Genomic DNA, 21,840 nt, shown 5'->3' with positions numbered 1-21,840 from the left:
TTGCTTCTTCAGTCGCTGTCGTTGTGGGGCCACTCTACAATATGCGCTTCAAAATCAGATTCTAAATCTACCTCCAGCTCAGAGGTCGCCTTACCAAAAATACTAATGCCCGCATCTATCATGGCCTGTTTGGACCCGTTGTTTTTAAGTGGATGCCAGCTTGCCAGTCCCCTGCCCTCATGAAGTCGTCGATAACTACAACTGTTTGGCATAAAAAAGATATCTTTAAGGTTTTCTTTGGTTAGCTGTACGCAAGACGGTACTAGAACTTGCCTTTCGCTGTAGCGGCTACAGCCACAGCTATTTTTATCGTTATATTGGCAGACAACATCGGTGTAGAGTAACTCTTCACCTTCGCGTAAAAAGTCAGTGCTCTCGAATGATTCATCTTCTTCATCGCTGTCGATAAAAGAGTGTAAACAGCATTTACCACAGCCATCACAAATCGCTTCCCACTCATCTCTAGTCATTTCTTCGAGAGTTTTTTCTTGCCAAAAGCTCATTACTTCGCCCCTTCATTACGCTTTTTTGCATCCTATTTGATTTGTGACTGAGGAATCAATCGATCACATCAAACAAGCGGCGCATTCTATAGGATAGTTGAATGTAATTCAAAATTGGCGAACTATTTATGGCTGACTATGATTAAAGTACTATTTTTATATCGTAATCTTTGGTGTTTGGGTCCGCAGGCTTGTGATCTTTCAGAGAAGCTCTGAATGGCATGTGAGGCTAGTCCATTGATAAGCGAAAGTTATTGTATTGAGATAACATTAAGTGCAGGATTACATACTCAAACTAAGCTACCTTATAATGGTAAAGAATTACTCTCCTCGGCTGATCAAGCGCTTTATTTTGCCCAAGCGTAATGGCCGTAACCAAATAGCAATCTCAGGTGAGTTGTAGAATTGGTATTTGGCAGAAAATGAATTAGTGCATTAAGCTAAGGCACCATAGAAAAGAATGTAAGATGAAGACACTTCACAGAATCGCCATTTTACTGGCTTTACTCATTGGGGCGATAGCTGCTTATAGTTATAGCAGCCAAACCGGGATGTTCATATTTGTAATATTGGGGGTGGCACTTGAAATTGCGTTTTGGCTTAAGCTAATACCGCGACGAAAAATTAAATTGTGAACGCGAATACATATTTTTGTATATCAGCTGAAAGCAGGGGTTTTAGTTAATGGCAGCTTGATCTCCATGTTCAACCCGCCTAATAGGCTATTAAAGGATTCAATTTGTCCGCTGTGGGCTTCTACCACTTTTTTGCACATCGCAAGGCCCATACCCTTGGATTTTCCCGAATTGGTTCTAGCAGATTGTGATTTGTAAAGCGGGTCGAATAGCTGTTGGTGCGCTTCATAAGATAAAGGAGTGCCTGAGTCCTCAATGCGTATGATTAAGTTGCTGTCTACGCTGAAGAAGCTCATCTTGACTTGGACCTTATCTCCACCATGCTTAATGGCATTTCCTAAAATCTCAAGAATGCAGTTGGTTATTGCGTCTAGGTCTATGGTTATCTTTTCCGTACCAGATATTTGATAATTAACTTCTAGCCGTTCTTTGTTATCTTTAAATAAAGTCGCGGCCTGAGTGTGCACTTGATTTACCAATTTACAGATTGTGAAGTCTCGAAGGTTAAGCATTGTTGCTAATTTTTCGTGATCTGTAACGAGCATCAATTGATTTATAAAGTGATTGAGCTCGTCAATTTTATCCATAAGTTTGCTGTAGCTTTCCTGCACATTTTCAACAATATTGTATTGCAAAGATTCAACTTGTACTTTCATCACAGTCAAAGGAGTGCGAAGCTCATGAGACAGATCTGTGAATAGGCGTTGCTCTTTCTTTTCTAATGCCTGCTGATTTTCATGGTTAAACTGTTTTTCACTTTGTACAGTATTGGCCAATGCGTTGACTTGAGTTTGTAGTGTTGATAATAGATTGTTTTGGGCTGACTTATTCTGTTGTGCGAGCGCTAATGTGAACAACATAACCTCGATTAGGTAGCCAAATTTAATCGCGCTTGAGATATGAAGAACATTGATAAAACCCGTATACATAGTCCCACCGATAGCAATGAAATTTACAAAAATAACATGATTTAGCAGGCTGAGGGAAAAAGTTACAGAGCCAGGAGCACGCTGTTTTAAAGACCAATAGCTGGTATAAAGAAATAGCGGAATAATACTCAAGCTTAATACCAGATTATAGTGAACTGATTTTGAATAGATTGCGATTGGGATTAGCAGCAAATAAGCTGTTAAAAATCCATTATATAAAAAATGTAAAGTTTCGTTTCTACGCTTTAGTTGCAAAAACTGTCTAATGAAAAGAAGATGAAATACAGGCACAAAGGTCATCAGACATGCTGAAAACAAGGTCGCAAACTTACCGTGTAAAGGCCAAAAATACTGAAACGTGAACCCCGACATGTCTAAAACAATAAGTAAGAATAACAATGTCCATATACAATAATAAGCGTTTGTGGTGTTTGCATTGAAGTAAAAATTGACAAGTACGATGATAAACACTGCTGCTATTATCCCACTTAGTGCCGCGTTCATTAGCGTGCTAGTGAGGACATTGCTATTAAGTTCATTGTCATTAATCAATCTTAGATCAGCCGGTGCATTCGCAAAAGTCTGATATCTAACTATTAAACTAGCCCCAGCTAAATCCTCTTTTGATACTGGGACATATAGTTGAGGTGCTTGCACTTCTCTTTCTGCAAACGTTGTATTTAGTGTATGTTGTGTTAAAAATGAGACCTCATTGTCTTTTATCAAGGCAATATTTAGCCAAGGTAGTCTGCCAAAACCAAACGCAATATAATTTCTCTCCATTGGTAATAGCATATCGGGTGTGATCACTGCCCATTGATATCGCTTGTTTTCATGCTCTGGTCTCTGCTGATTAAGTTTGTCCAATACAGCTTCCGCTTCATCTGGACCTAAGACCAAGATTGAAGATAGTTGTGCTTTATCGACCTTATCAAAATAAATTGTTAGTGGTGTACTTACTCTATACTTGGCATTTGACGTAAAGTCAGCCGCACTGACTGCCATGGCGGCAAGAATTAGTAACAGTGAAAAAAGTCTAAGCATAGTCATATACGGCACAATAATTATAGGTAAATCCTACTTTTAAATAGTGAAGCAAATGTGGATCAAATTTGAAGAAGTAAACAAATGTAAACGCATGCCTACGTTAATAAGTAGAAAAAACAAGATATTACTGCTGTATCGAGAAACTGTTTATGAAAATACGATGAGAAAGTAAGCAGCCGTGACGAGTTACATGAAACTGAAATATAACTGTAACAATAGAGTGGTTAAATGCGCGACTGAAATAAAAATGTAATGAAAGAACATTACTTAATCTAAGAGCGAAACTATGGTTAATCAATCTCAGACCTCGGGATCAGCTAAACTTTTAAACTGGCTGTCTATCATACTACTTGTTTACTTAGTCTTAGTCGCAGTGGGAACTGTGAGTGGCGGTTTTAAGTTGGCTTCAGGTGGAAGTGAAGGCGCGAAAGAAATCTTTGCATTTGCAACTAATCCAATTGTGGCCCTACTTTTGGGAGCTTTAGCTACTGCACTGGTGCAGTCCTCATCAACGGTGACCTCAGTTATTGTTGGTCTTGTGGCTGGTGGATTACCAATAAACATTGCAATTCCTATGGTAATGGGGGCAAACATTGGTACGACTATTACCAATACGCTTGTTTCAATCGGTCACATTCGCAGTAAAGAAGAGTTTAGAAGAGCGTTTGCCGCATCCACCGTACATGACTTCTTTAATTTATTAGCCGTCGCTATTTTTCTACCGCTCGAAATCATGTTTGGTATTTTTGAGAAGTTAGCATCGGGATTGGCCCACGTTTTTGTAGGTGACGCCGATTTATCCTTAAAAAGTTATAATTTTATTAAGCCGTTGGTCAAGCCAGCGGTTGGCGTTGTTAAAGATGGCGTTAGCTTTTTAGACTCCACTGCTGCAGGTGTTGCTATGGTCGTTATCGGGATCATGATGATTTTGTTCGCCGTAACCTATTTAGGCAAGTTACTGAAAAAGGCATTGGTCGGTAAGGCTAAAGAGTTACTACACAGTGCTATTGGCCGAGGTCCATTTGTTGGTATTGGTTCGGGTGCTGTAGTTACGGTAATGGTACAGTCATCATCGACTACAACTAGTTTGATGATCCCGCTTGCTGGAAGCGGCGTATTTACCACTCGTCAGATATATCCATTTACCTTAGGTGCGAATATAGGCACTACAATTACCGCATTATTAGCGGCTACATCTATCACAGGCCCCGCTGCAGAAGTAGCATTAACTATTGCGCTTGTGCATGTTATGTTTAACATTTTTGCTGTTGCGTTTATTTATGGCTTACCGCTGCTTAGAGAAATTCCTCTACATCTGGCTGAGAAGTTAGCAGAAATTGGGGCTAAAAATAAACCTGCGGCTTTAGCATATGTCTTAGGTTCATTCTTTGTATTTCCAGGACTTATTATGCTCGCAGTACGATAAATTTAACTAAAAAGTGCGTTTAAAGCTCGGTATTGCCGAGCTTTGACTTTTTTAGTCTTTGGTTGGTAAGTCATAATTCTGTAATCTAGCTTTGAGATAATTAACATTGTCTTGTAAATAACGAAAGAAAGTAATGAGTAGCAAACCTGGTATTTTTAGTTTTAATGCAGCACAGATCACAAGTTCTATGAGGGGACAGTACCGTGCTGTTCAGCCCTATGAGAAGCTTAGTCTGCAACCAGGTGAGCAAGGACTTTCTTTGGTAATTGAGTTGCCAATCGATGCACGTATTGATGACCGAGTTAACGTTGTACTTACAAAGCACGACGAGCGGAATGCAAAGTGCGAGGTATCTTTGGTGGTAGATCCGGAGTCTTATCTCACTAAGATTGTAGAAATCAAAGTAAAGCAATCGCTTGATGCTGGTCCCTACTTTATGCAATTGAACCTAGTGGGGCTCCACGATTATTTAAAGAATGCAGCTGAGTTTGATATCATTTTGAATGAGAGAATTACCGTAAGCGAGCCAGTATCTGAGCTTGTCAAAACTCAGACTACTGGCTTCAAACGTATTTTTAACTCGGCAGTGAGCGCAGTATTATCCGTTTTTTAGCGACTATGCTGGTAATGAAATCTTACCCATAGAAAAAGGCAGTGCATTACTATCACCTGAAACGGTTTCATTCGCAAGTAGCGCAAACAAAGCGGCTTCTTTGGCGTCGGGGTTTACTCCCAGTTGTAAAAAGTCCTTGAGTAAAACATGGTTACTCAAATGGCTTTCAATTCGCTCCATTAAAAATACATTATGAATACCACCTCCGCTAATATATAGCTCTAATTCAGTTGTACCAAGCTCATTCACCGCATTTGCGACAGTGATAGCTGTGAATTCAGTCAGTGTCGTGATGATATCTTCATGATTATAATCTTTTCCATCCAATGCGTGATGCACAAAGGTTTGATTAAATAACTCTTGTCCAGTTGATTTTGGAAGTGGCATCTCAAAGAATTGGTGCGACAGTAAAGCTTCGAGAAATGGCAATTGAATTTTGCCACTTGACGCAATCTCACCATTTTCATCGAATGGCAGTCCCAATACGTGGCGGCAATATTGGTCTACTAATGTGTTTCCAGGACCAATGTCACTACTTATACTCTGCGTAAGTGTACAGTTTTTTGGTAAATAAGTAAGGTTTGAAATACCGCCAATATTGAGCAAAACCCTATCGATACTCGTGCTCGAATATAACAGGTAGTCACCATATTGCACGAGAGGCGCTCCTTCATATCCCTTGGCGATATGCTTTTGTCTAAAGTCTGCGATGGTGATGATGTTCGTTTTTGTCGCAATAATATCAGCATCAACGATTTGCAAGGTGCTATTTAATTTTTCAAAGTCAGCAAAGGCTTGTTTCGGACAATGGTAAAGTGTTTGTCCATGACTCGCTATTAAATCAACAGTGTCGGCTGCAACTTGCCACTCTGCCAAAATATTATTGATTAGACTTGCGTACAACTCGCCGAGCCACGCATTTAATTGACACAACGTCTTAAGATTTACCTGAGATCTAGACGCATGATCACTGAGAAGCTGCTTTTGCGAAGGGTTATATTCTATTGTGGTAAATCGCTCAACCGTTAGCTGTGTATGTTTCCCGGCACCTTCAATTTTACATAACGCAATATCTAACCCATCTAATGAGGTACCGCTCATTAGTCCGAGTATATATTTGGTCTTTTTTTCCGCGATCGTGGCGAGTTTAATAATATCTGCTTTCATCTATAAAGCGCGCTCCATGATCAATGCTCTTGCCTTTTCATACTTTACTCCGGATAAACTGCCAAATCCTTCAAGTTGTCTGAATTTATATTTAGTAAAATAGGGGCAATTTAAGCCTAGTAAAAACAATGTTTTGAGGTGAGTAGAAAAATTAACGCCGCGTTGCGACGCAAACTGTGAAGCGTCTCTTAAAATATTTCTTGTTGTTTCAATATCTAATCCGTGGCTCTCTTGTGCATTGACGATCAAATGCTTACCGCTGCAGACCCCACAATGGCCACATTGCTCTGGTGCGTGCATATCGCCGAAATAACTGGCGAGCGCTTTGTGGTAACAGGAAGTCAGCTGGAAAAATTTGAGTAAATGTCTTAGCCGTGCAAGTTCGCCTTGCTCTTTAATTTGTGATTGCTGGTAGAAAGACTCAACCAGTTCATTAATGTTAACTTGTTGGACAGGCTTTGAATAAACCGAAGTATATTTAGCGACTTTTACGTCAATCAGTTGTTGATTTTGCAAATACTCAACGACTTCTTGCGCTTTAGTAAGGGGGATATTGTACCCATCTAATGCTTGATGTGAAAGTAATCCCCATTTCTTTTTGAATTCAAAACATGAGAATAGCTGAGACAAAAACAGTTGCCGTTCCGGCGAGTACCTGGCTAATATTTTATCTTTGTCTTGAGTGAATGCGATACTTAGCTCCGCAAAGTAGCTGTAGTTTACCCGTAAGTAACCTTGCAGTTCGAGTTGGACAATAAGTGTTTTTAATACCAATTGATTAATATTGGTTTTGTAGGCAAGTTCGTATTCGTTGAGGTGATAATCTGTAGCTGGCTCACCGAAAAGTTCGTTAAAAAGCAGCGTTAATGACTCTCGCTCTAATGCACTGGCATAAACGAAGTTCTCTAATGTGGCAATTTTTTCATTATTAATTAAAGCAACGCAATGTGCATTTTCGCCATCCCTGCCAGCCCTACCGACTTCTTGACTATATCCCTCAATAGATTTTGGCATATCATAATGTAGTACCCAGCGAACATCGGGTTTGTCTACACCCATACCAAACGCAATAGTCGCTACAACGATAAGATTAGCTTTCGCTAGAAAGTCAGCTTGAATTTGGGCCTTTTTCTCACTCTGCAATGATGCATGAAAGGCTTCTGCAGGAAAGCCACAAGCGGTTATCATTTTTGCTACTTCTTCAGCTTGTTTTTGCTGCGTGACATAAACGATACCTGCGCCTTTTGCTTTTTTCAAAAAGGCGAGTAGATATTCGTCTTTCTGAGATTCGCTAATATGCGCCGCACTTAAGAATAGGTTCTTACGGTAAAAGCCCGTTCTAATGATATTTTGATCGGATACATCGAATTTATCTGCCATATCGCGTGCAACTTTATTTGTTGCTGTCGCGGTGAGTAATAGCACTTGGTTGATACCAAGTTCATATCGATATTTAGCCACTTTTAGGTAATCTGGCCTGAAATTATGTCCCCACTCAGAAATACAATGCGCTTCATCAATGACAAGAAAAGAGATATTGCTTTGTGATAATAGAGTCCGAGCCTTTTGGCTATTCAGCCGCTCGACAGATATAAAGAGGACTTTAAGAGCATTGTTTCGCACCGCATTTTCTATGCGTAATGTTTCCTCTTTATTTTGAGTACTATCAAGACAAGCCGTCGCAACCCCTTTACTTTGTAGGTAATCTCGTTGTTCATGCATCAATGCCAATAGCGGTGAAACGACTACGCACACCCCTTGCTTCATGATTGCTGGTAACTGATAACACAACGACTTGCCTGCACCAGTTGCAAAAATAGCGATTGCACTTTGGCCTTGCAGTATAGATTCTATGACTTCCGATTGTCCCGGGCGAAGTGTCGTATGTCCAAATGTGCTTTGTAATGTTTGAAGGAGTTGCTGCTGTTGAGTCATCCTGAATCTTTTCTATATTTTTCTGAGATATTCGCTATTGTGCCATTTAAATTGGTAATTGCTTCATTGACCCGCTCAATGTCACTACGCTTAAATGCATGACGTCCAAGCATAAAATGAATAGCGTTATCGTTAACTACATAAGGGTGTAGCTGAATGCTTTGATAGCCTAGCTTGTTGATATAGTAGTAGCCTGCGTCTTCATCTTCAATCAGAAAATCGACGCGGTTTTTAGCCACCATTTCTATTCGCCTGTCCAAGCTCGCGATTTCAAACAACCGCTTGTCATACCAATCGATTTTTTTTATTTGCTTCACTTCCTCACCGTAGTAGGCTCCGGGATTAGCCGTAAATGTATAGCCTGCAGAAAATAACTCGATTAAGTTGCTATCGAGATCTATTTCCTTGTTAGCAAACAAACGCATTTTTTCACGCCGATATGGCGACGAGAAGTAAGCGATTTTTGCTCTATCAACACTAAAACTTGCGGATGGTAGGACATCAATTAAGCCCTTCTCAAGCTCGGTGATCCCACGTGCTGATGAAGGAAGTTGAATAAACTCGATACAAAACCCGGCGCGCTCAAACACTGCTCTAGTGATATCTACGTCTATGCCATAAGGACGAGTGCCATACATAACAAAAGGCGGCCAGCTAGAGCCAATGCCGATTTTTAGGGACAACTTATCCGCGCAATCGGAAGCGTAGCTTTTTGGAAAAGCCAAAACGAATAATAAAACGGATAGACGAATAAGCACTGCCAGAACTTATGACTCTTTTATGAAGTTCATTATGTCATTATGAAAGACCAAGCAGAAAAAGAAAGAAGAAATTGCTGATAAAAGCCAGATAATGGATAACTTTATGTTTATGTGCATAAAAAATGAGCTTGACTGGCAAGCTCATTAATTGGGGATGGTTAGATTAGTTAGTTACTGCTTTCCATACCGCAGCAGTTCCAGGTTCCTCGCCTCGAGTCCACCATTTTGCTTCAAAGACATTACCATTGTGAATTACACGGTCACCACCAACATATACGGTAGAGCGATCCCAAGTCGGGTATTGGGCGCCACCGTCTTTAATTGTGACATTGAATGTTGTATCTACAGCGTTAACCCCGTCTGATACGGTAACTGTGACTGGCACGGTTGTGTCGGCAGTGACATTTGCAGCAGTAATAGTGGCTGAGCTACCATTTGCTACAACGCTCAGTTCGGCTGGTGCATTCCAGCTATAGCTAAGTGCTGCGCCTTCAGGGTCAGTTGCTGATACATTGACAGTAGCCGAGGCTCCTTCGTTAACCGTAATATCTGAAATCGGTGTAACGACTGGCGCTGCATTTGCACCTTCTGGGTTTACAACTACAGCGACTGTTTTGGTTGTTGACAATGCGCCGTCATTCACCGTTACAGTCAAGTCATAGCTTGTCTGCTGAGTGACAGATGGAGCAGTTACAGCGACAGCTGCGGTGTTGTTAGCAGATAAAGCCAAACCAGGCGCAGCAACCCATGAGTAGGTTAGTGGATCATTGTCTAAATCGCTTGCTTGCGCATCAACATTCACAACCTGACCTGAGGTCACATTGATCGGTCCAGAAACGCCGATAGAAGGAGCACGATTAGGGATCTCACCCGCTGTAAGGCCATCATACATCGCATTTAGAATGTCGCCATTATCAGCGTCAATTTCCCAAGCAAATAAACCAGCCAGTTGATGAGTGTTCGCATACTGGCCTTTTGCGATAACGCTGCGTGGGCTATCGTAAGTGATGAGTTTACCGTTACTTCTGTTCCAAACATATGCTGCTTGTGCTTGCTCATCATAGCCTACTTCATAACCATTAACGCCTGAACCACCTTGGCCTACAGCGTTTGCTGCAATAGCCTTGTAATCCATAATACCCGGCTCCCAAACGCCCTCACTTGTAGAACCAGTCAACGGCCCATTGCCCGGCGCTGTCATTGGATTGCCTGGAATGGTCGCATTTGCATCAAGCACACCTTCCCAGCCGCGACCGTACATTGCAACGCCCATAACGAGCTTAGAGGGCTGTACACCTTGTTGAAGTAATAACTGAATTGCATGGTCGCCAGTGTATGCAGGGCCTTTGCGTGGCACTCCATTGTCATCAACACCTGTACCGTTACATTCATCTGTACTTAGATGAGAGCCACAATAGATACCAGTCTGATGACCCGTTTCATTGTTCCAAGCGCCATAGAAGTCATAGGTCATCGCAAAGATATAGTCCATATACTGCTGAGCAGCTTGGTAATCTACATCTTCAATCTTGTCGTAGCCTGCACCTATTGCAGAAGTCAGCTCATATTGACGGCCAGTTTCAGCTTCTAATTCGTCTAGCATTGCACGAAGTTCTTGCATTAGCGCCACATATGCTGGACCGTCGTTAACTGGATCGCCCAAATCTGGGTTTGGACCATCACCGCCGGGAAATTCCCAATCGATATCTACACCGTCATAGAACTTCCAAGTTTTAAGAAATTGTTTTACTGACGCGACGAAAGTGTCGCGGTTTGCTTTATTTGTAAAGCCATGGAACGGATCTGATAGCGTCCACCCCCCTACCGAAGGGAGAATTTTAAGATCTGGATAGCGTTGTTTTAGTGCCATCAATTGAGAATAAACACCGCGAATAGGATCTTTTGCATCCACCCCTGGCATAGATTTTTGGACGGCTGCCCAAGGGTCGTGAATGACGACTTCATAATCTTGAGAGTCAGCACATGCAGTTTGTAGTGCTCTCCAACTATTACCATTTTCAATGGATTTGAGTGATTCGTTAGGACCACAAATAGGAATAAAGCCATATAAAATGTGAGATAGGTTATGCGCTGGGATCTTAGTTACGTCGTAGTCACGACCATAAATGCCCCATTCAACGAAATATGCACCCGTTACCCGGCCTGGAATTGTCCCGTTATTGCGGTTGTTAGGATCTACATTCATAGGAAGTGGCGCGAGATGTGCTCCGTCTGTGTCGGCAATGACGATTTCTTTCCCTGCGCTTCTTGCACATACAGTACCTTCACATAGCTCTAAATAAAGCTGATGGCGACCGGATTTAGTATAGGGAAATTGTACTACGCCACTTTTAGTACCAGCTGAAAGAGTACCTTGGTTAACGAGCTGGTCATCAAAATATACTTTATAATTGTCGCCGCCAGAGCCACTCCATGCATTCCATTTGATGCTAATATCGACAACTTCTTTGGCTTTAACCAGTTGTTTGTATGAGCCTAGCCCATCAACGTTAACCTCAACGAACGAATACTGTTGTGGCTGCCAGTCTAGCGTTGGTGTGGAAGGAGCGGCAAGTGCTCCGCCACTCAGTAAGGCAAGTCCTATATAGCTGGTGATTTTGTTAAGTTTCATATCTTCAACCTTATTGTAGTTACATGTTGTACCCAATTAATTTGGGTTTTCTTTAAATTGCTTTCCAAACATCGGACGTGCCGGGTTCTTCTCCCTGCGTCCACCACTTGGCTTCATATACTTTTTGTTTATGCGTTACTCTGTCGCCTGCGACATAAGTAGTTGTGCTACTCCAAGCTGGGTATTGGTTATTGGTGCTATCTTGAACGGTAATTTTGAAACTTACGGTCGTGCTTGCTTTGCCATCGGTGACATTAAGTTCAGCCTGAAAGGTTTGATCAGCGGTAACTTCAGGTGTTGAGATGGTAATGGTGTCACCTTCGCCACTAAAGCTAAGTGGTGCAGGAATGCTCCAAATGAACGATAGTGGATCATTTTGGTCGTCAAATGCATGTGCATGCACGGTCACTTGGCTGTTTTCTGAGATAATTTGGTTAGAAATTGGGTTCACCGTAGGGGCAGTGTTGTCGCCGCCTTTTACGATGCTAAGATTGCTAGTGTAGGCTGCACTTGGCAAAAATACTTCGTTTGCCAATAAGGCGTTAGGATCAAATACGATTGAGCCGTCCGCTTGCTTAATACCAATGTTGACCTTATTACCGTAGTTGCTATTAAGATAAAGAGCTAACTCAGCTTGCCATGTTGATGCATTAGTGGAGGTTACATTCAGGTGATGGCTAATTAATTCGTTGCCAGATTGGTCAAATGTCCTAAACCACACACTATCGCCGGCTTTAGCATCTTGGCCTTGTTTTACGAAATAGCCGCTGCTCACCCATTCTGGTGGTGCCCCCGTTGGGGTTATTGTGATATCAGAGCAGTTATAAAATCCCTCTCCTGCGACATCAAACCGTTGCCAACGGGTATATAATACAGCATTGCCCTCTCGGCCTTGCGGTATATCTATTTCCATTTTATAGAAGCGCTTACCTTCAGGATCCACGACGAAATCAATATTGCCAAATTCATTAATAAGCTCTAAATCATTCCAAGTCAGTGGAGATGTATCACCATCATAGTTCGGCTTTGACAGGAAAAACTGCCAAAAGCTGGGGTTATGGGGGGTTGTAGCTCTAAAGCTAATGGCAAGTTTATTTTGGGCGTTTGGCTCTACAACTGTGCGCTGCCAGTGCGATGAGACAACACTCATGCCACTTTTGTTCGGGTCGCCAGCTGAGCAAAGCGTACCATCGGGAATATTTGCTTTTACCGCCTCTAGATTATTGTAGTCAGCGGTATTGGTTGAAAACTCATGCTCTTGCACAAACTGAAAATGGCCTGAGTCTAGAAAAGCTGCTTGGCACGCTAGGTTTGGGATATTTGAACCATCATCTGGCCACCAATAACCTCCTTGCGCTTGACAGATAGCTTGCCTTGCTTTGGGAAAGTCCATAAAACCATGAGCTGAAACTGCGTTTGAAAGCAAAGCCGAGGTTACGCCAAAAAGACCAAGCGCATATTTACGGTATAAACTATTCATGCTTATTCGCCTTTCATAAAGGGGGAGCAAAGCTCCCCATTAACTATTTACAAATTGCAAACCTTGGTATAGTCGCTGCTGACTGATGGCTGCTTATTGCTCCACCACTTCGCTTCATACACCGCGTTTCCTTCAACAATTAAATCACCTTGAGCAGCATGTGTACCTTGTGGCAAATTAGGGTAAACCACAATTTGACTGATAGGTGTGCCTTTACAGTTAGTTACCGGATCGGTAGGTCCTGTGCCAGGTGCTGCGACCGGTAGGTCGTTATATTCGCTGGTGAATGCATAACGGTTTCCGTCTTTCTCAACTACAAAGTTAACGGGGCCAGAAATAGGCATGTAATACATGACTTGGGCATTGATGGTTTCGCCTGGAGCAAAAGACTTAGGCGTACCACCCCACTCATTCACAAGCGTGATTGAGAATCGATGGAATTCATTTTCGAAGCCGCCAATATTATTACCCGCAGCATTTGAGCCATTTACGTCCACTGCCATACCAAGCTTTTCTTGTGCATTCCAGTTCGATTTAAAAATTGCCGATGTTGCAACAGGAACATCAAAGGAAATTTTCGCGCCACTCAAATCTATCGCTGAGTTGTTGGTAAAGGCAAAAGTTGGTGCAATCGGATAGTTAGCATCTCCTGCTGGAAAATCCTTCGCTACGAAGGTTACATCAACAGCTGACGCTGGTTTTACAAAGCTCTTATTTCCTTGTTTTACAGAGTAAGGCGTGCCACTTTGGTTAAACTTGTTGTAGGCTAAGGTTGTTAGCGATGAACCCATAAAGTATTCATTCTTGCTTGCATCATAATCGAAATCACCTGCAAGCTCCCAGAACATGATACCGCCTAGTTCTTGGTTGATGACATAGTCGACTTTGGCGGCCATTGATTCTTCATCTTCAATAGATAGAAAAACATTCTTGGTGGCGTTCCAGAGCCAAGGAGCAACGGCAACAGAATCGTAATGGCGCGTATAGCTGCCATTAATTTGATGCTCAGGGTTATTAACTGGGTCTAATCCATAATCACTTAGGTAACTACCTAACACGCCATTTTGAAGGTTTTTAACATGCCAAAGTGGGTTCGAACCTGCCGGTACTTCTAAGCCAACGTCGTTCTTGTCGTGCCACAAGTTATCGATACCTACTGCACCATTACCGCACTTGTTCTTTTCGCCGCTACCAGTTCCTGGAGGACAATCAGCTTGGTTAGGCAATGCAGCCTGTCCCCATAAACCATTTGTACCGCCCGTAACATCTCTAAAACCCCGAGTATAATAAGGGATGCCAATGTTGATCCGTCCTGCAGAGACAGAGCCTCTGAAATATTTGACCGCCCAATCAGTGTTAAGGTAACCAATTCCTTCAAATTCTTTGGTGCCATATACATTCCACTGCTTAAGTTCTGAATCTTCGCCAGTGTCGAATAGCGATGCGTTATGACCAACGTGCTGGTTCCACGCTCCGTGTAAGTCATAAGACATGATATTGACATAGTCTAGATACTTGGTGACTTGGAATGTCTCCATACCACGTAGAAGGTAACCAGAAGAAGGTGATGCAATCGTTAGTAAGTAGTGAGTATTGTCTTGTTGGCCTGCTTGGTCTAATGCTTCTCTCAGTTTTTTCATTAATACTTGATAAGAAGCATTCAATGCTGCTCTACGCGGGTTAGATATTGCAAAATCATCGGGATGACCAGAGTCATTCATTGAAGATGGGTATTCATAGTCGATATCGACACCATCAAAGTTGTATTTACGGATAAATTCAACGGAACTTGCTACAAACGCATCAATACCTGCATGATTCACGCTTCCATCTGCATTGGTAGTCATCGTATAGAAGCCACCGCTGGCGACACGCTTACCTGTTTCGTCAAAGTAGCCACCAGTTTCTGCCCAGCCGCCTACGGAGATCAAAGTTTTCACATCAGGGTGCTGTTTCTTGAATTTGTTCAGTAAGTTAAAGTGGCCGGTATAAGGAAGAGATGGATCCATTTCTGCCCCAGCAACACCTGGCCATGTCATATTCGTTGCAGGATTGTTAGGTGCAGTTGGGTTCCCTATTGATACCTTGTTATTGGCATCAACGTGCGCGAAAGCGTAATTGATGTGGGTGATCTTATCCCATGGAATATCATCAACTAAATAGCTAGGCTGACCATTCTTACCCGTTCTCCAGCTAGTAAAGTACCCTATGACACGTCTTGGGTGATCGCTTCCCATTTTTTCACGGCCGTTTTCATCGTAAATATCACAATAGTTAGGCGAAGTGTTGGGGGTCTGGTAAAGGCCATGTGGAACACAGCTGTTTGCAACTGGAGGTGTTTCAATCACACTTGCATTAAGTATGCTCTCAGCCGTTGCACCGGTATTATCTTCAACAATAAGCTTTAATGTTACCGCACCAAGTTGTGTTGGTGTCCAAGTGTGCTGAGCTGGTGTTGTTGTACTTTCAAATGCGATTTGGTCGTTAATAAGCAGCGTTAGTTTTGCTATTGAGCCGTCAGGATCCGAGCCATCAAGAACGATATCTACAGGTTGATCAATAACTAGATCACTACCTCCACCGAACGAAAGGTTTGCTGTAGGTAACTGATTTCCTGTCGTATTAACGATAACATTTGTTGTTAACGTGTTGGACACTGCTTGCTTATCATCTGTTGCAACAACAGAAATTGCGTGAGTTCCGGCGATTGCCGCCCAATTAAATGAAAAACTATCACCCGTTGCTGTTGTATCAATACCGACTGACATGCCATCTACAAAAAATTCTACCTGAGTTACTTCGCCATCTGTGTCTGTTGCATTTACAGAAATGGCAACGCTGTCATTTTCATTAAAAGAGGTCCCGTCAACTGGCAGTAAATTCTGTATTAAAGGGGGATTGTTGTTGACAACGCTGTCACAGTCACCCAATTTTTTCCAATCATCCCACGGACCAGAGTGTGTAATCGGATCGGCTTGTGTCCACCATTTTGCTTCAAAAGCTTGTTGCGATTTTTGTACCTGAGCGCCTCCATTGTAAGTAGAGTTTTGTGACCATTCTGGTAGGCCATCACAGTTGTAAGCATATGAGTTTGCGCAAAAAATAGCTCCAATGAACGCAGCCATTTGCGATAGTTTAAGGGTCTTTACATGTTGTTTCATAGTTTGGTTCTCCAACCATTTATTGTATTTGGTTAACAATAACACCATAAAGCTAACACATAAAATTAATATGGCAACAACAAATTTCGGTTTAAGTTTACGTTTACGTAAACGTTGTTTTCATCCTTTTTTCATTAAACTGTAACACTAACACTATGAAAAATATGCTTAGTTTCGTCTTGATAAGGCACATAAATTAAATTTGTAATTATTTAAAATTAAGTGATAGTTACCATTAAGATTTACCAAAAAGCATGTAAGTAACAGTTTGTTTTAGCGGTATATATTAAAAAGATATTAACAAGTCCAAAGTGTAATATAACTTATGAAACACTTACTCCCTTTCTTGTCGTTGTTTCCTTTTTGAACTAGATTTAACTTAATTCGTTTAGGAGAATGAACTTTGGAATTTGACGAGCAATCGACGACTGCAGGTGAAGCAATACGTATACTTTGTCTTGATGATGAAACGAACGTGATCCGTTCGCTCAATCGATTATTTCGTCAAAATGGAATACACGCAGAGCTCTGCAATGATCCACAACAAGCCTTGTCACTTGTGCGAGCATCCTCTTTTGAGGTTGTTATTAGTGATATGCGGATGCCCGAAATGGATGGTGCTACTTTCTTACACGAGGTGAAGAGTATTTGCCCAGATACACAAAGGATATTACTTACCGGATATTCTGATCTCTCATCAACAATTAAAGCGATTAACGAAAGTGGGATCCATGCATACATTCAAAAGCCTTGGGATAACGATATACTCGTACATACGGTAAGAGAGTGTTCAGAGAAATACAGATTAAAAAGATTAAATAAGAAGCTTAATAAAGAGATAGTACAAAAAAATGAGCAACTAACAGAACTAAATGAAAACCTGGAAGGATTAGTACAAAAACGGACAGCGCAGATCCGTAAAGTATTAAGTCAATTAGAGCAAGCTAACCAAAAAGAACGTAAAGAACATCGAGCGACCGTAGAGTTGCTATATAATTTTCTGAATGCGAATCCTTTTATTGATGGGAAAAAAGCAAAAAATATAGCCAAGTTATGTAGAATCATAGCCAAGAAGTTAGCGCTCTCAAATGAAGTAGCTGAAACGGCCATGATGTCGGGATATTTAGCTGAAGTTGGCTTACTTGCTATGGATCCTGAAATTTATAAATCACCAATAAGAAAGCTAAGCGAAGCACAAAAGAAAATCTATTATACACACCCTTCCATTGCACAGCTTATGTTGATGCCGGCGCAGCACTTATCTGATGTAGCTGAAGCGATTTATCATCAGTTTGAAAAGTTCAATGGCCAAGGTATCCCTAAAGGGCTTAAAGGTAAAGAAATTCCTTTGGGCTCACAAATACTTGCAGTCGCTAGAGATTATTATGACAATTTATATAGCACGAATGGTTCTGATAACGAGAGAGCTGATTTAGCACTAGACCTTATTCGAACCTATAGGGGAAGCTTTTATTCCCCTGAAATTGTTGATATTTTGGAGCAAGCAGTAAATAACAACGAGTTAGGCCAAGATCAAGTCGGCTCGGTTGATATCTTGACCACCGAAAAGCTCAAACCTGGCTTGACATTGGGCTTAGCACTTCACAGCAATCAAGGAATTTTATTATTACCAAAAGGGCACACCTTTACCGATAAGTCTATTGAAAAACTTAAGCAGCTTGAAGCGCAGCGTCCAATACCTTTTCGAATTATGATTAAGCGATAATTATATGCTTACTGGTGAGAGCTTTATTAAATACTTGTTTACTGACAGTGTTTAGATGATAGCCAATATAGCTTTCTCGGATGTTAACACGAATGAACTGCTAAACTATATCAATGAGTCTTAATACTTGGTCAATTTGTAGGAGCAAACCTGACGCTTACAGCTTTAAAGGTTTCTAATTTAGAACAACTAAATAGCAATAATTTCGCCTTGCTTACATTGATGTGAGTACCTAGGAAATAGCAGCCTGCGATAGCGGTGTTGTCGACAAGATTTTCTCGCCTCAAAATAGATCACTTAATTTTAAGCTAATTGGTATTATAGCGGCTCCTTTCAGTATGAGGGAACACATCATACATAAAGTCATATTAAGCCAATATTGGCTTTAGTTAAAATTAATTATAAAAAAGCCCAGTAAACTGGGCATTCTTAGGATTTAATCTAACATTTTGTTAAGTGCTTGAAGTGGGTGCTTTGGTTTTATTCCCTTAAAGCGTTTAACCTGACAGCGACAAGAGAAACCTGTCACTAATACTTCATCTAGAGCGGTGTTATCAATATGATGCTGCCAAGAGGATTCATAGAGCGCTCTTGAATTTTCTTGGTTTTGCGTTTCGTGGCCATAAGTTCCCGCCATGCCACAACATCCGGTATTAACCGCTTCTAAATTAGAGTTCAATTTATTAAAAATGCCTTGCCAAACACCTTTTGATTCAGGCATTGCTGTTGTTTCTGTACAGTGGCTTATTAACGTAAATTTTGACGGACTGATTGTCGCAGCCGTCGGGATTTCAACAGTTGAAAGCCATTCATGCGCCAATTGTACTTTAAAGTTACCCCTACTCTTTTTTAGGATATCATTATATTCATCGCGATAGCACATCACCAAAGAAGCATCGAGCCCAACTAGAGGCCTGTTATATTCACTGATTGTATTCAAAAACTGTGCAGCGCTGCTCGCGGTCGATTTAAATTCCTTTAAAAAACCTTTAACGTGTTGTGGTTTACCGTTTGGTTTAAATGGTAACACGAGTGGATAAAACCCAAGCTTTGATATAACTTGCACAAAGTCCGATACTAATTCCGCTTCATAGAAACTCGTAAAGGGGTCTTGAACAACAAATACTACGCTTTGCTGTTCTTCATCGCTTAACTTTTCGAAACGGCCCTCTGAATAGAAATATTTGTTCGGCACTAACTTGTTAAGCTGCATCTTACTTAGTGCCGGCGAGTCAACATAGCCAATTAGCCGTTCAACGAAAAAGTTTGATATTTTGTTACTTTGTAGGGCGTTAACTACATTTGGGAACTTGGCCATAGTAGGTAGTGCACGTTCAATGTTCGCAACTAGGTAGTCTTTAAGTGGTCGATTGTAACGACTGTAGTAAAAGTTTAAAAACTTAGCGCGAAACGTAGGAACATCAACTTTTATTGGGCATGCCGTTGTGCACGCTTTACAGGCTAAACATTCATCCATTGATGCTTTAACTTCATGGGAAAAGTCATATTCGCTTTTCTTACGGGTATTTAGAAAGCGCTCCCACCAAGTAGTGTCATTTTCATGGTTGATTAATTGTTTTTCTGTCGCAATCAAATCAACCCCTTTATTGTTTTGGAGTCTTAACCACTCTTTGAATAAGCCTGCACGTCCTTTTGGAGAGTTTCTGCGATCTTTGGTGACCTTGTACGATGGGCACATTGGTGATTTATCATCATAATTAAAGCAAAGTCCATTACCATTACAATTGATCGGTGCTTCGTAGTTTACTTTTACTTCAGTTGGGATTGTTCGGTCAAACCAAGCTCTTTTCTGCGCATCGACTGACACTAATTGGTCACCTGAATCCAGTGGTGTACAAATTTTTCCAGGATTTAAGCGATTGTTTTTATCAAACAAGCTTTTAATTTTACGAAGTTCATTAAATAGTTGCTCACCGAAAAACTCAGGTCCGTATTCACTTCGGTAACCTTTTCCATGCTCACCCCACATTAGTCCTCGGTATTTTGCGGTTAACGCCACTACCTTATCTGAGATCACACGTAGTAGTTTTTCCTGTTCAGGATCGCACATATCAAGCGCTGGGCGTACGTGTAAAACACCGGCGTCAACATGACCAAACATACCATAATCTAATTGATAACTATCAAGTAACTCTCTAAACTCAATGATAAAATCAGCAAGGTTTTCAGGTGGAACGGCTGTATCTTCAGCAAAAGCAAGTGGCTTTTTATTGCCCTTGGCGTTACCCAATAAGCCAACCGACTTTTTACGCATCGCATAAATCTTAAGGATATCCGCCTTATCATTGGTAAGCTGATAGCCAATAACACCTGCTTCTTTGTTCGCAATAAGCTGATCCAATCGTTGACATAAGCTATCGACTTTAGATGAAATTTCATCTTCTGATTCACCATTAAACTCAACCATGTTAAGACCTTGCATCTCAACACCGGGTACATCTTGAATTAAGTCCGATACTGAGTGCCAAATGATGTCTTCTTTGGCAAGACCTAAGACTTTACTGTCAACGGTTTCGACCGAAGTTGCATTAGCGGAAACCAAGAAAGGACTGTTTCTGAGTGCAGATTCAAATGAATCATACTTAACATTGATCAAAGTTTTAAATGGCTGAATTGGCGTTAAATTGAGTTTTGCTTCGGTGACAACACCAAGCGAACCTTCAGAGCCCGTAATAATTCGAGACAAGTCAAAAGTGGTTAGTGAATCGTCGAATACATTTTCGAGGTCATAACCCGTTAAAAAGCGGTTTAGTCTTGGAAATTTTTCAAGTATAAGTGCTCGATTGTTTCGACAGATCTCGATGACATTCGCATAAATGTGAGAAGTCTTTGAGTTTTGCTCAGCTAGTAACTCCGCTTTGTCAATTGCTAACTTTGAGGTATTTAGTTCTGTACCGTCCACCAAAAAGGTTTTTAACCCAAGTACATGATCGCTTGTTTTACCATAAACGAGAGAGCCTTGACCCGACGCATCAGTATTTACCATACCACCAATTGTTGCTCGGTTACTGGTGGAGAGATCTGGAGAAAAGAAATAACCGTAAGGTTTTAAAAAGTCATTAAGCTGATCTTTGATTACACCCGCTTGAACTCGAACCCAACCTTCTTGTTCATTGATCTCAAGAATTTCTCTCATGTGCCTCGAAAGATCTATCACGATACCTGGAGTAAGTGATTGACCATTAGTACCAGTTCCTCCTCCTCTCGGACCAAAGGTAAGAGATAAAAACGGGTCTTGTTGGGCGATTTCCAGCGCAAGCTGTACGTCTCGATTTGTTCTAGGAAACAATACAGCTTGAGGGATTTCTTGATAGATACTATTGTCGGTTGATGTAACAAGGCGAGTTGCATAACTCGAATCAATGTCTCCACTAAAACCTGCATCAATTAGTTTGCTTTGATAGAGGTTGATAAGTTCGTTTGCAGAATCCTGCTGACTAATATTTGCGATCATGACGGTATATTTTACTTGCTTTGAATTAATTGTATCACGAAGGATTAATGATCAACTTGAGAATTTTATGGTTTGTTACAATTGGAAATAGTTTATTTCACCATGCATCTTATACTCTTATTGTAAAGGAGGAAATAACATGAAAATTATTTACGACCTCGCTGGTATCGTGTTTTGCATTCTAGCATTGATCTTCTTTGTTGTGCCCGGTCCATCGATTATCTTTTTACTTGCGGCACTTGTGTGCTTTTCAATGAATCATGATGGTGCGAAGAAGCACCTAAAAAATGTGCAGCGTTTGTTTAAGCTTGGCTGCGAAAAGTTAGATAGGACATTTCAGAAATGAAATG

Annotated in this window: 13 protein-coding genes; 4 read left to right on the top strand and 9 right to left on the bottom strand. The window is 41.2% G+C overall.

Annotation, left to right across the window (positions count from 1 at the left end; genetic code table 11):
* Positions 1-8: 8 nt before the first annotated feature.
* Both DRB05_RS11550 and DRB05_RS11540 read right to left on the bottom strand, forming a co-directional pair.
* Entirely contained in the window at positions 9-503 is a 495-nt protein-coding gene (locus DRB05_RS11550; RefSeq protein ID WP_095726518.1) for a YcgN family cysteine cluster protein, read from the bottom strand.
* A gap of 658 nt (positions 504-1,161) precedes the next feature.
* Positions 1,162-3,117 carry a sensor histidine kinase gene (locus DRB05_RS11540; RefSeq protein WP_235956692.1) on the bottom strand — a complete coding sequence of 652 codons (1,956 nt, stop codon included), beginning with the start codon at positions 3,115-3,117 and terminating at the stop codon, positions 1,162-1,164.
* 283 nt (positions 3,118-3,400) lie between these two features.
* On the opposite strand from DRB05_RS11540, the gene DRB05_RS11535 reads away from it, so the two are divergent.
* Together DRB05_RS11535 and DRB05_RS11530 are read left to right on the top strand one after the other, a co-directional pair.
* Entirely contained in the window at positions 3,401-4,540 is a 1,140-nt protein-coding gene (locus tag DRB05_RS11535; protein WP_128727077.1) for a Na/Pi symporter, read from the top strand.
* Between the two features lie 133 nt (positions 4,541-4,673).
* Positions 4,674-5,153 (top strand): hypothetical protein, encoded by a 480-nt coding sequence (locus DRB05_RS11530; protein ID WP_128727076.1) that lies wholly within the window; start codon positions 4,674-4,676, stop codon positions 5,151-5,153.
* A gap of 3 nt (positions 5,154-5,156) precedes the next feature.
* Here DRB05_RS11530 and DRB05_RS11525 read toward each other — a convergent pair whose 3' ends face one another.
* From DRB05_RS11525 to DRB05_RS11500, 6 genes are all read right to left on the bottom strand, one after another.
* Entirely contained in the window at positions 5,157-6,320 is a 1,164-nt protein-coding gene (locus tag DRB05_RS11525) for an anhydro-N-acetylmuramic acid kinase (protein WP_128727075.1), read from the bottom strand.
* Positions 6,321-8,255 (bottom strand): RecQ family ATP-dependent DNA helicase, encoded by a 1,935-nt coding sequence (locus DRB05_RS11520; protein WP_128727074.1) that lies wholly within the window; start codon positions 8,253-8,255, stop codon positions 6,321-6,323.
* Entirely contained in the window at positions 8,252-8,938 is a 687-nt protein-coding gene (locus tag DRB05_RS11515; protein WP_240036238.1) for a transporter substrate-binding domain-containing protein, read from the bottom strand. The genes DRB05_RS11520 and DRB05_RS11515 overlap by 4 nt, the downstream gene beginning before the upstream one ends.
* Before the next feature lie 241 nt (positions 8,939-9,179).
* Positions 9,180-11,648 (bottom strand): glycosyl hydrolase family 18 protein, encoded by a 2,469-nt coding sequence (locus DRB05_RS11510; protein WP_128727072.1) that lies wholly within the window; start codon positions 11,646-11,648, stop codon positions 9,180-9,182.
* 52 nt (positions 11,649-11,700) lie between these two features.
* Positions 11,701-13,128 (bottom strand): lytic polysaccharide monooxygenase, encoded by a 1,428-nt coding sequence (locus DRB05_RS11505; protein WP_128727071.1) that lies wholly within the window; start codon positions 13,126-13,128, stop codon positions 11,701-11,703.
* A 47-nt stretch (positions 13,129-13,175) separates the two neighbouring features.
* Positions 13,176-16,289 carry a glycosyl hydrolase family 18 protein gene (locus DRB05_RS11500; RefSeq protein WP_128727070.1) on the bottom strand — a complete coding sequence of 1,038 codons (3,114 nt, stop codon included), beginning with the start codon at positions 16,287-16,289 and terminating at the stop codon, positions 13,176-13,178.
* Between the two features lie 403 nt (positions 16,290-16,692).
* Between DRB05_RS11500 and DRB05_RS11495 the strand changes: the two genes are divergently transcribed.
* Positions 16,693-18,015, top strand: a complete 1,323-nt coding sequence (locus tag DRB05_RS11495) for an HD domain-containing phosphohydrolase (RefSeq protein ID WP_128727069.1) — start codon at positions 16,693-16,695, stop codon at positions 18,013-18,015.
* Between the two features lie 436 nt (positions 18,016-18,451).
* Here the strand turns inward: DRB05_RS11495 and DRB05_RS11485 are convergent, their stop codons facing one another.
* A complete protein-coding gene (locus DRB05_RS11485; RefSeq protein WP_128727068.1) occupies positions 18,452-21,490 on the bottom strand; it encodes an FAD-binding and (Fe-S)-binding domain-containing protein in 3,039 nt (1,012 codons plus the stop codon).
* A gap of 139 nt (positions 21,491-21,629) precedes the next feature.
* Between DRB05_RS11485 and DRB05_RS11480 the strand changes: the two genes are divergently transcribed.
* On the top strand, positions 21,630-21,836 hold the full coding sequence (locus DRB05_RS11480; RefSeq protein ID WP_128727067.1) for a hypothetical protein: 207 nt from the start codon (positions 21,630-21,632) through the stop codon (positions 21,834-21,836).
* Positions 21,837-21,840: the final 4 nt, after the last annotated feature.

It is taken from the genome of Pseudoalteromonas sp. A757, assembly GCF_004103285.1.
Lineage (GTDB): Bacteria > Pseudomonadota > Gammaproteobacteria > Enterobacterales > Alteromonadaceae > Pseudoalteromonas > Pseudoalteromonas galatheae.
This window is presented reverse-complemented; position numbering and strand designations above follow the sequence as displayed.

Coding starts and splice junctions, on each gene's coding strand:
- DRB05_RS11550 (WP_095726518.1), bottom strand. CDS start 503: ATGAGCTTTTGGCAAGAAAAAACTCTCGAAGAAATGACTAGAGATGAG.
- DRB05_RS11540 (WP_235956692.1), bottom strand. CDS start 3,117: ATGACTATGCTTAGACTTTTTTCACTGTTACTAATTCTTGCCGCCATG.
- DRB05_RS11535 (WP_128727077.1), top strand. CDS start 3,401: ATGGTTAATCAATCTCAGACCTCGGGATCAGCTAAACTTTTAAACTGG.
- DRB05_RS11530 (WP_128727076.1), top strand. CDS start 4,674: ATGAGTAGCAAACCTGGTATTTTTAGTTTTAATGCAGCACAGATCACA.
- DRB05_RS11525 (WP_128727075.1), bottom strand. CDS start 6,320: ATGAAAGCAGATATTATTAAACTCGCCACGATCGCGGAAAAAAAGACC.
- DRB05_RS11520 (WP_128727074.1), bottom strand. CDS start 8,255: ATGACTCAACAGCAGCAACTCCTTCAAACATTACAAAGCACATTTGGA.
- DRB05_RS11510 (WP_128727072.1), bottom strand. CDS start 11,648: ATGAAACTTAACAAAATCACCAGCTATATAGGACTTGCCTTACTGAGT.
- DRB05_RS11505 (WP_128727071.1), bottom strand. CDS start 13,128: ATGAATAGTTTATACCGTAAATATGCGCTTGGTCTTTTTGGCGTAACC.
- DRB05_RS11500 (WP_128727070.1), bottom strand. CDS start 16,289: ATGAAACAACATGTAAAGACCCTTAAACTATCGCAAATGGCTGCGTTC.
- DRB05_RS11485 (WP_128727068.1), bottom strand. CDS start 21,490: ATGATCGCAAATATTAGTCAGCAGGATTCTGCAAACGAACTTATCAAC.
- DRB05_RS11480 (WP_128727067.1), top strand. CDS start 21,630: ATGAAAATTATTTACGACCTCGCTGGTATCGTGTTTTGCATTCTAGCA.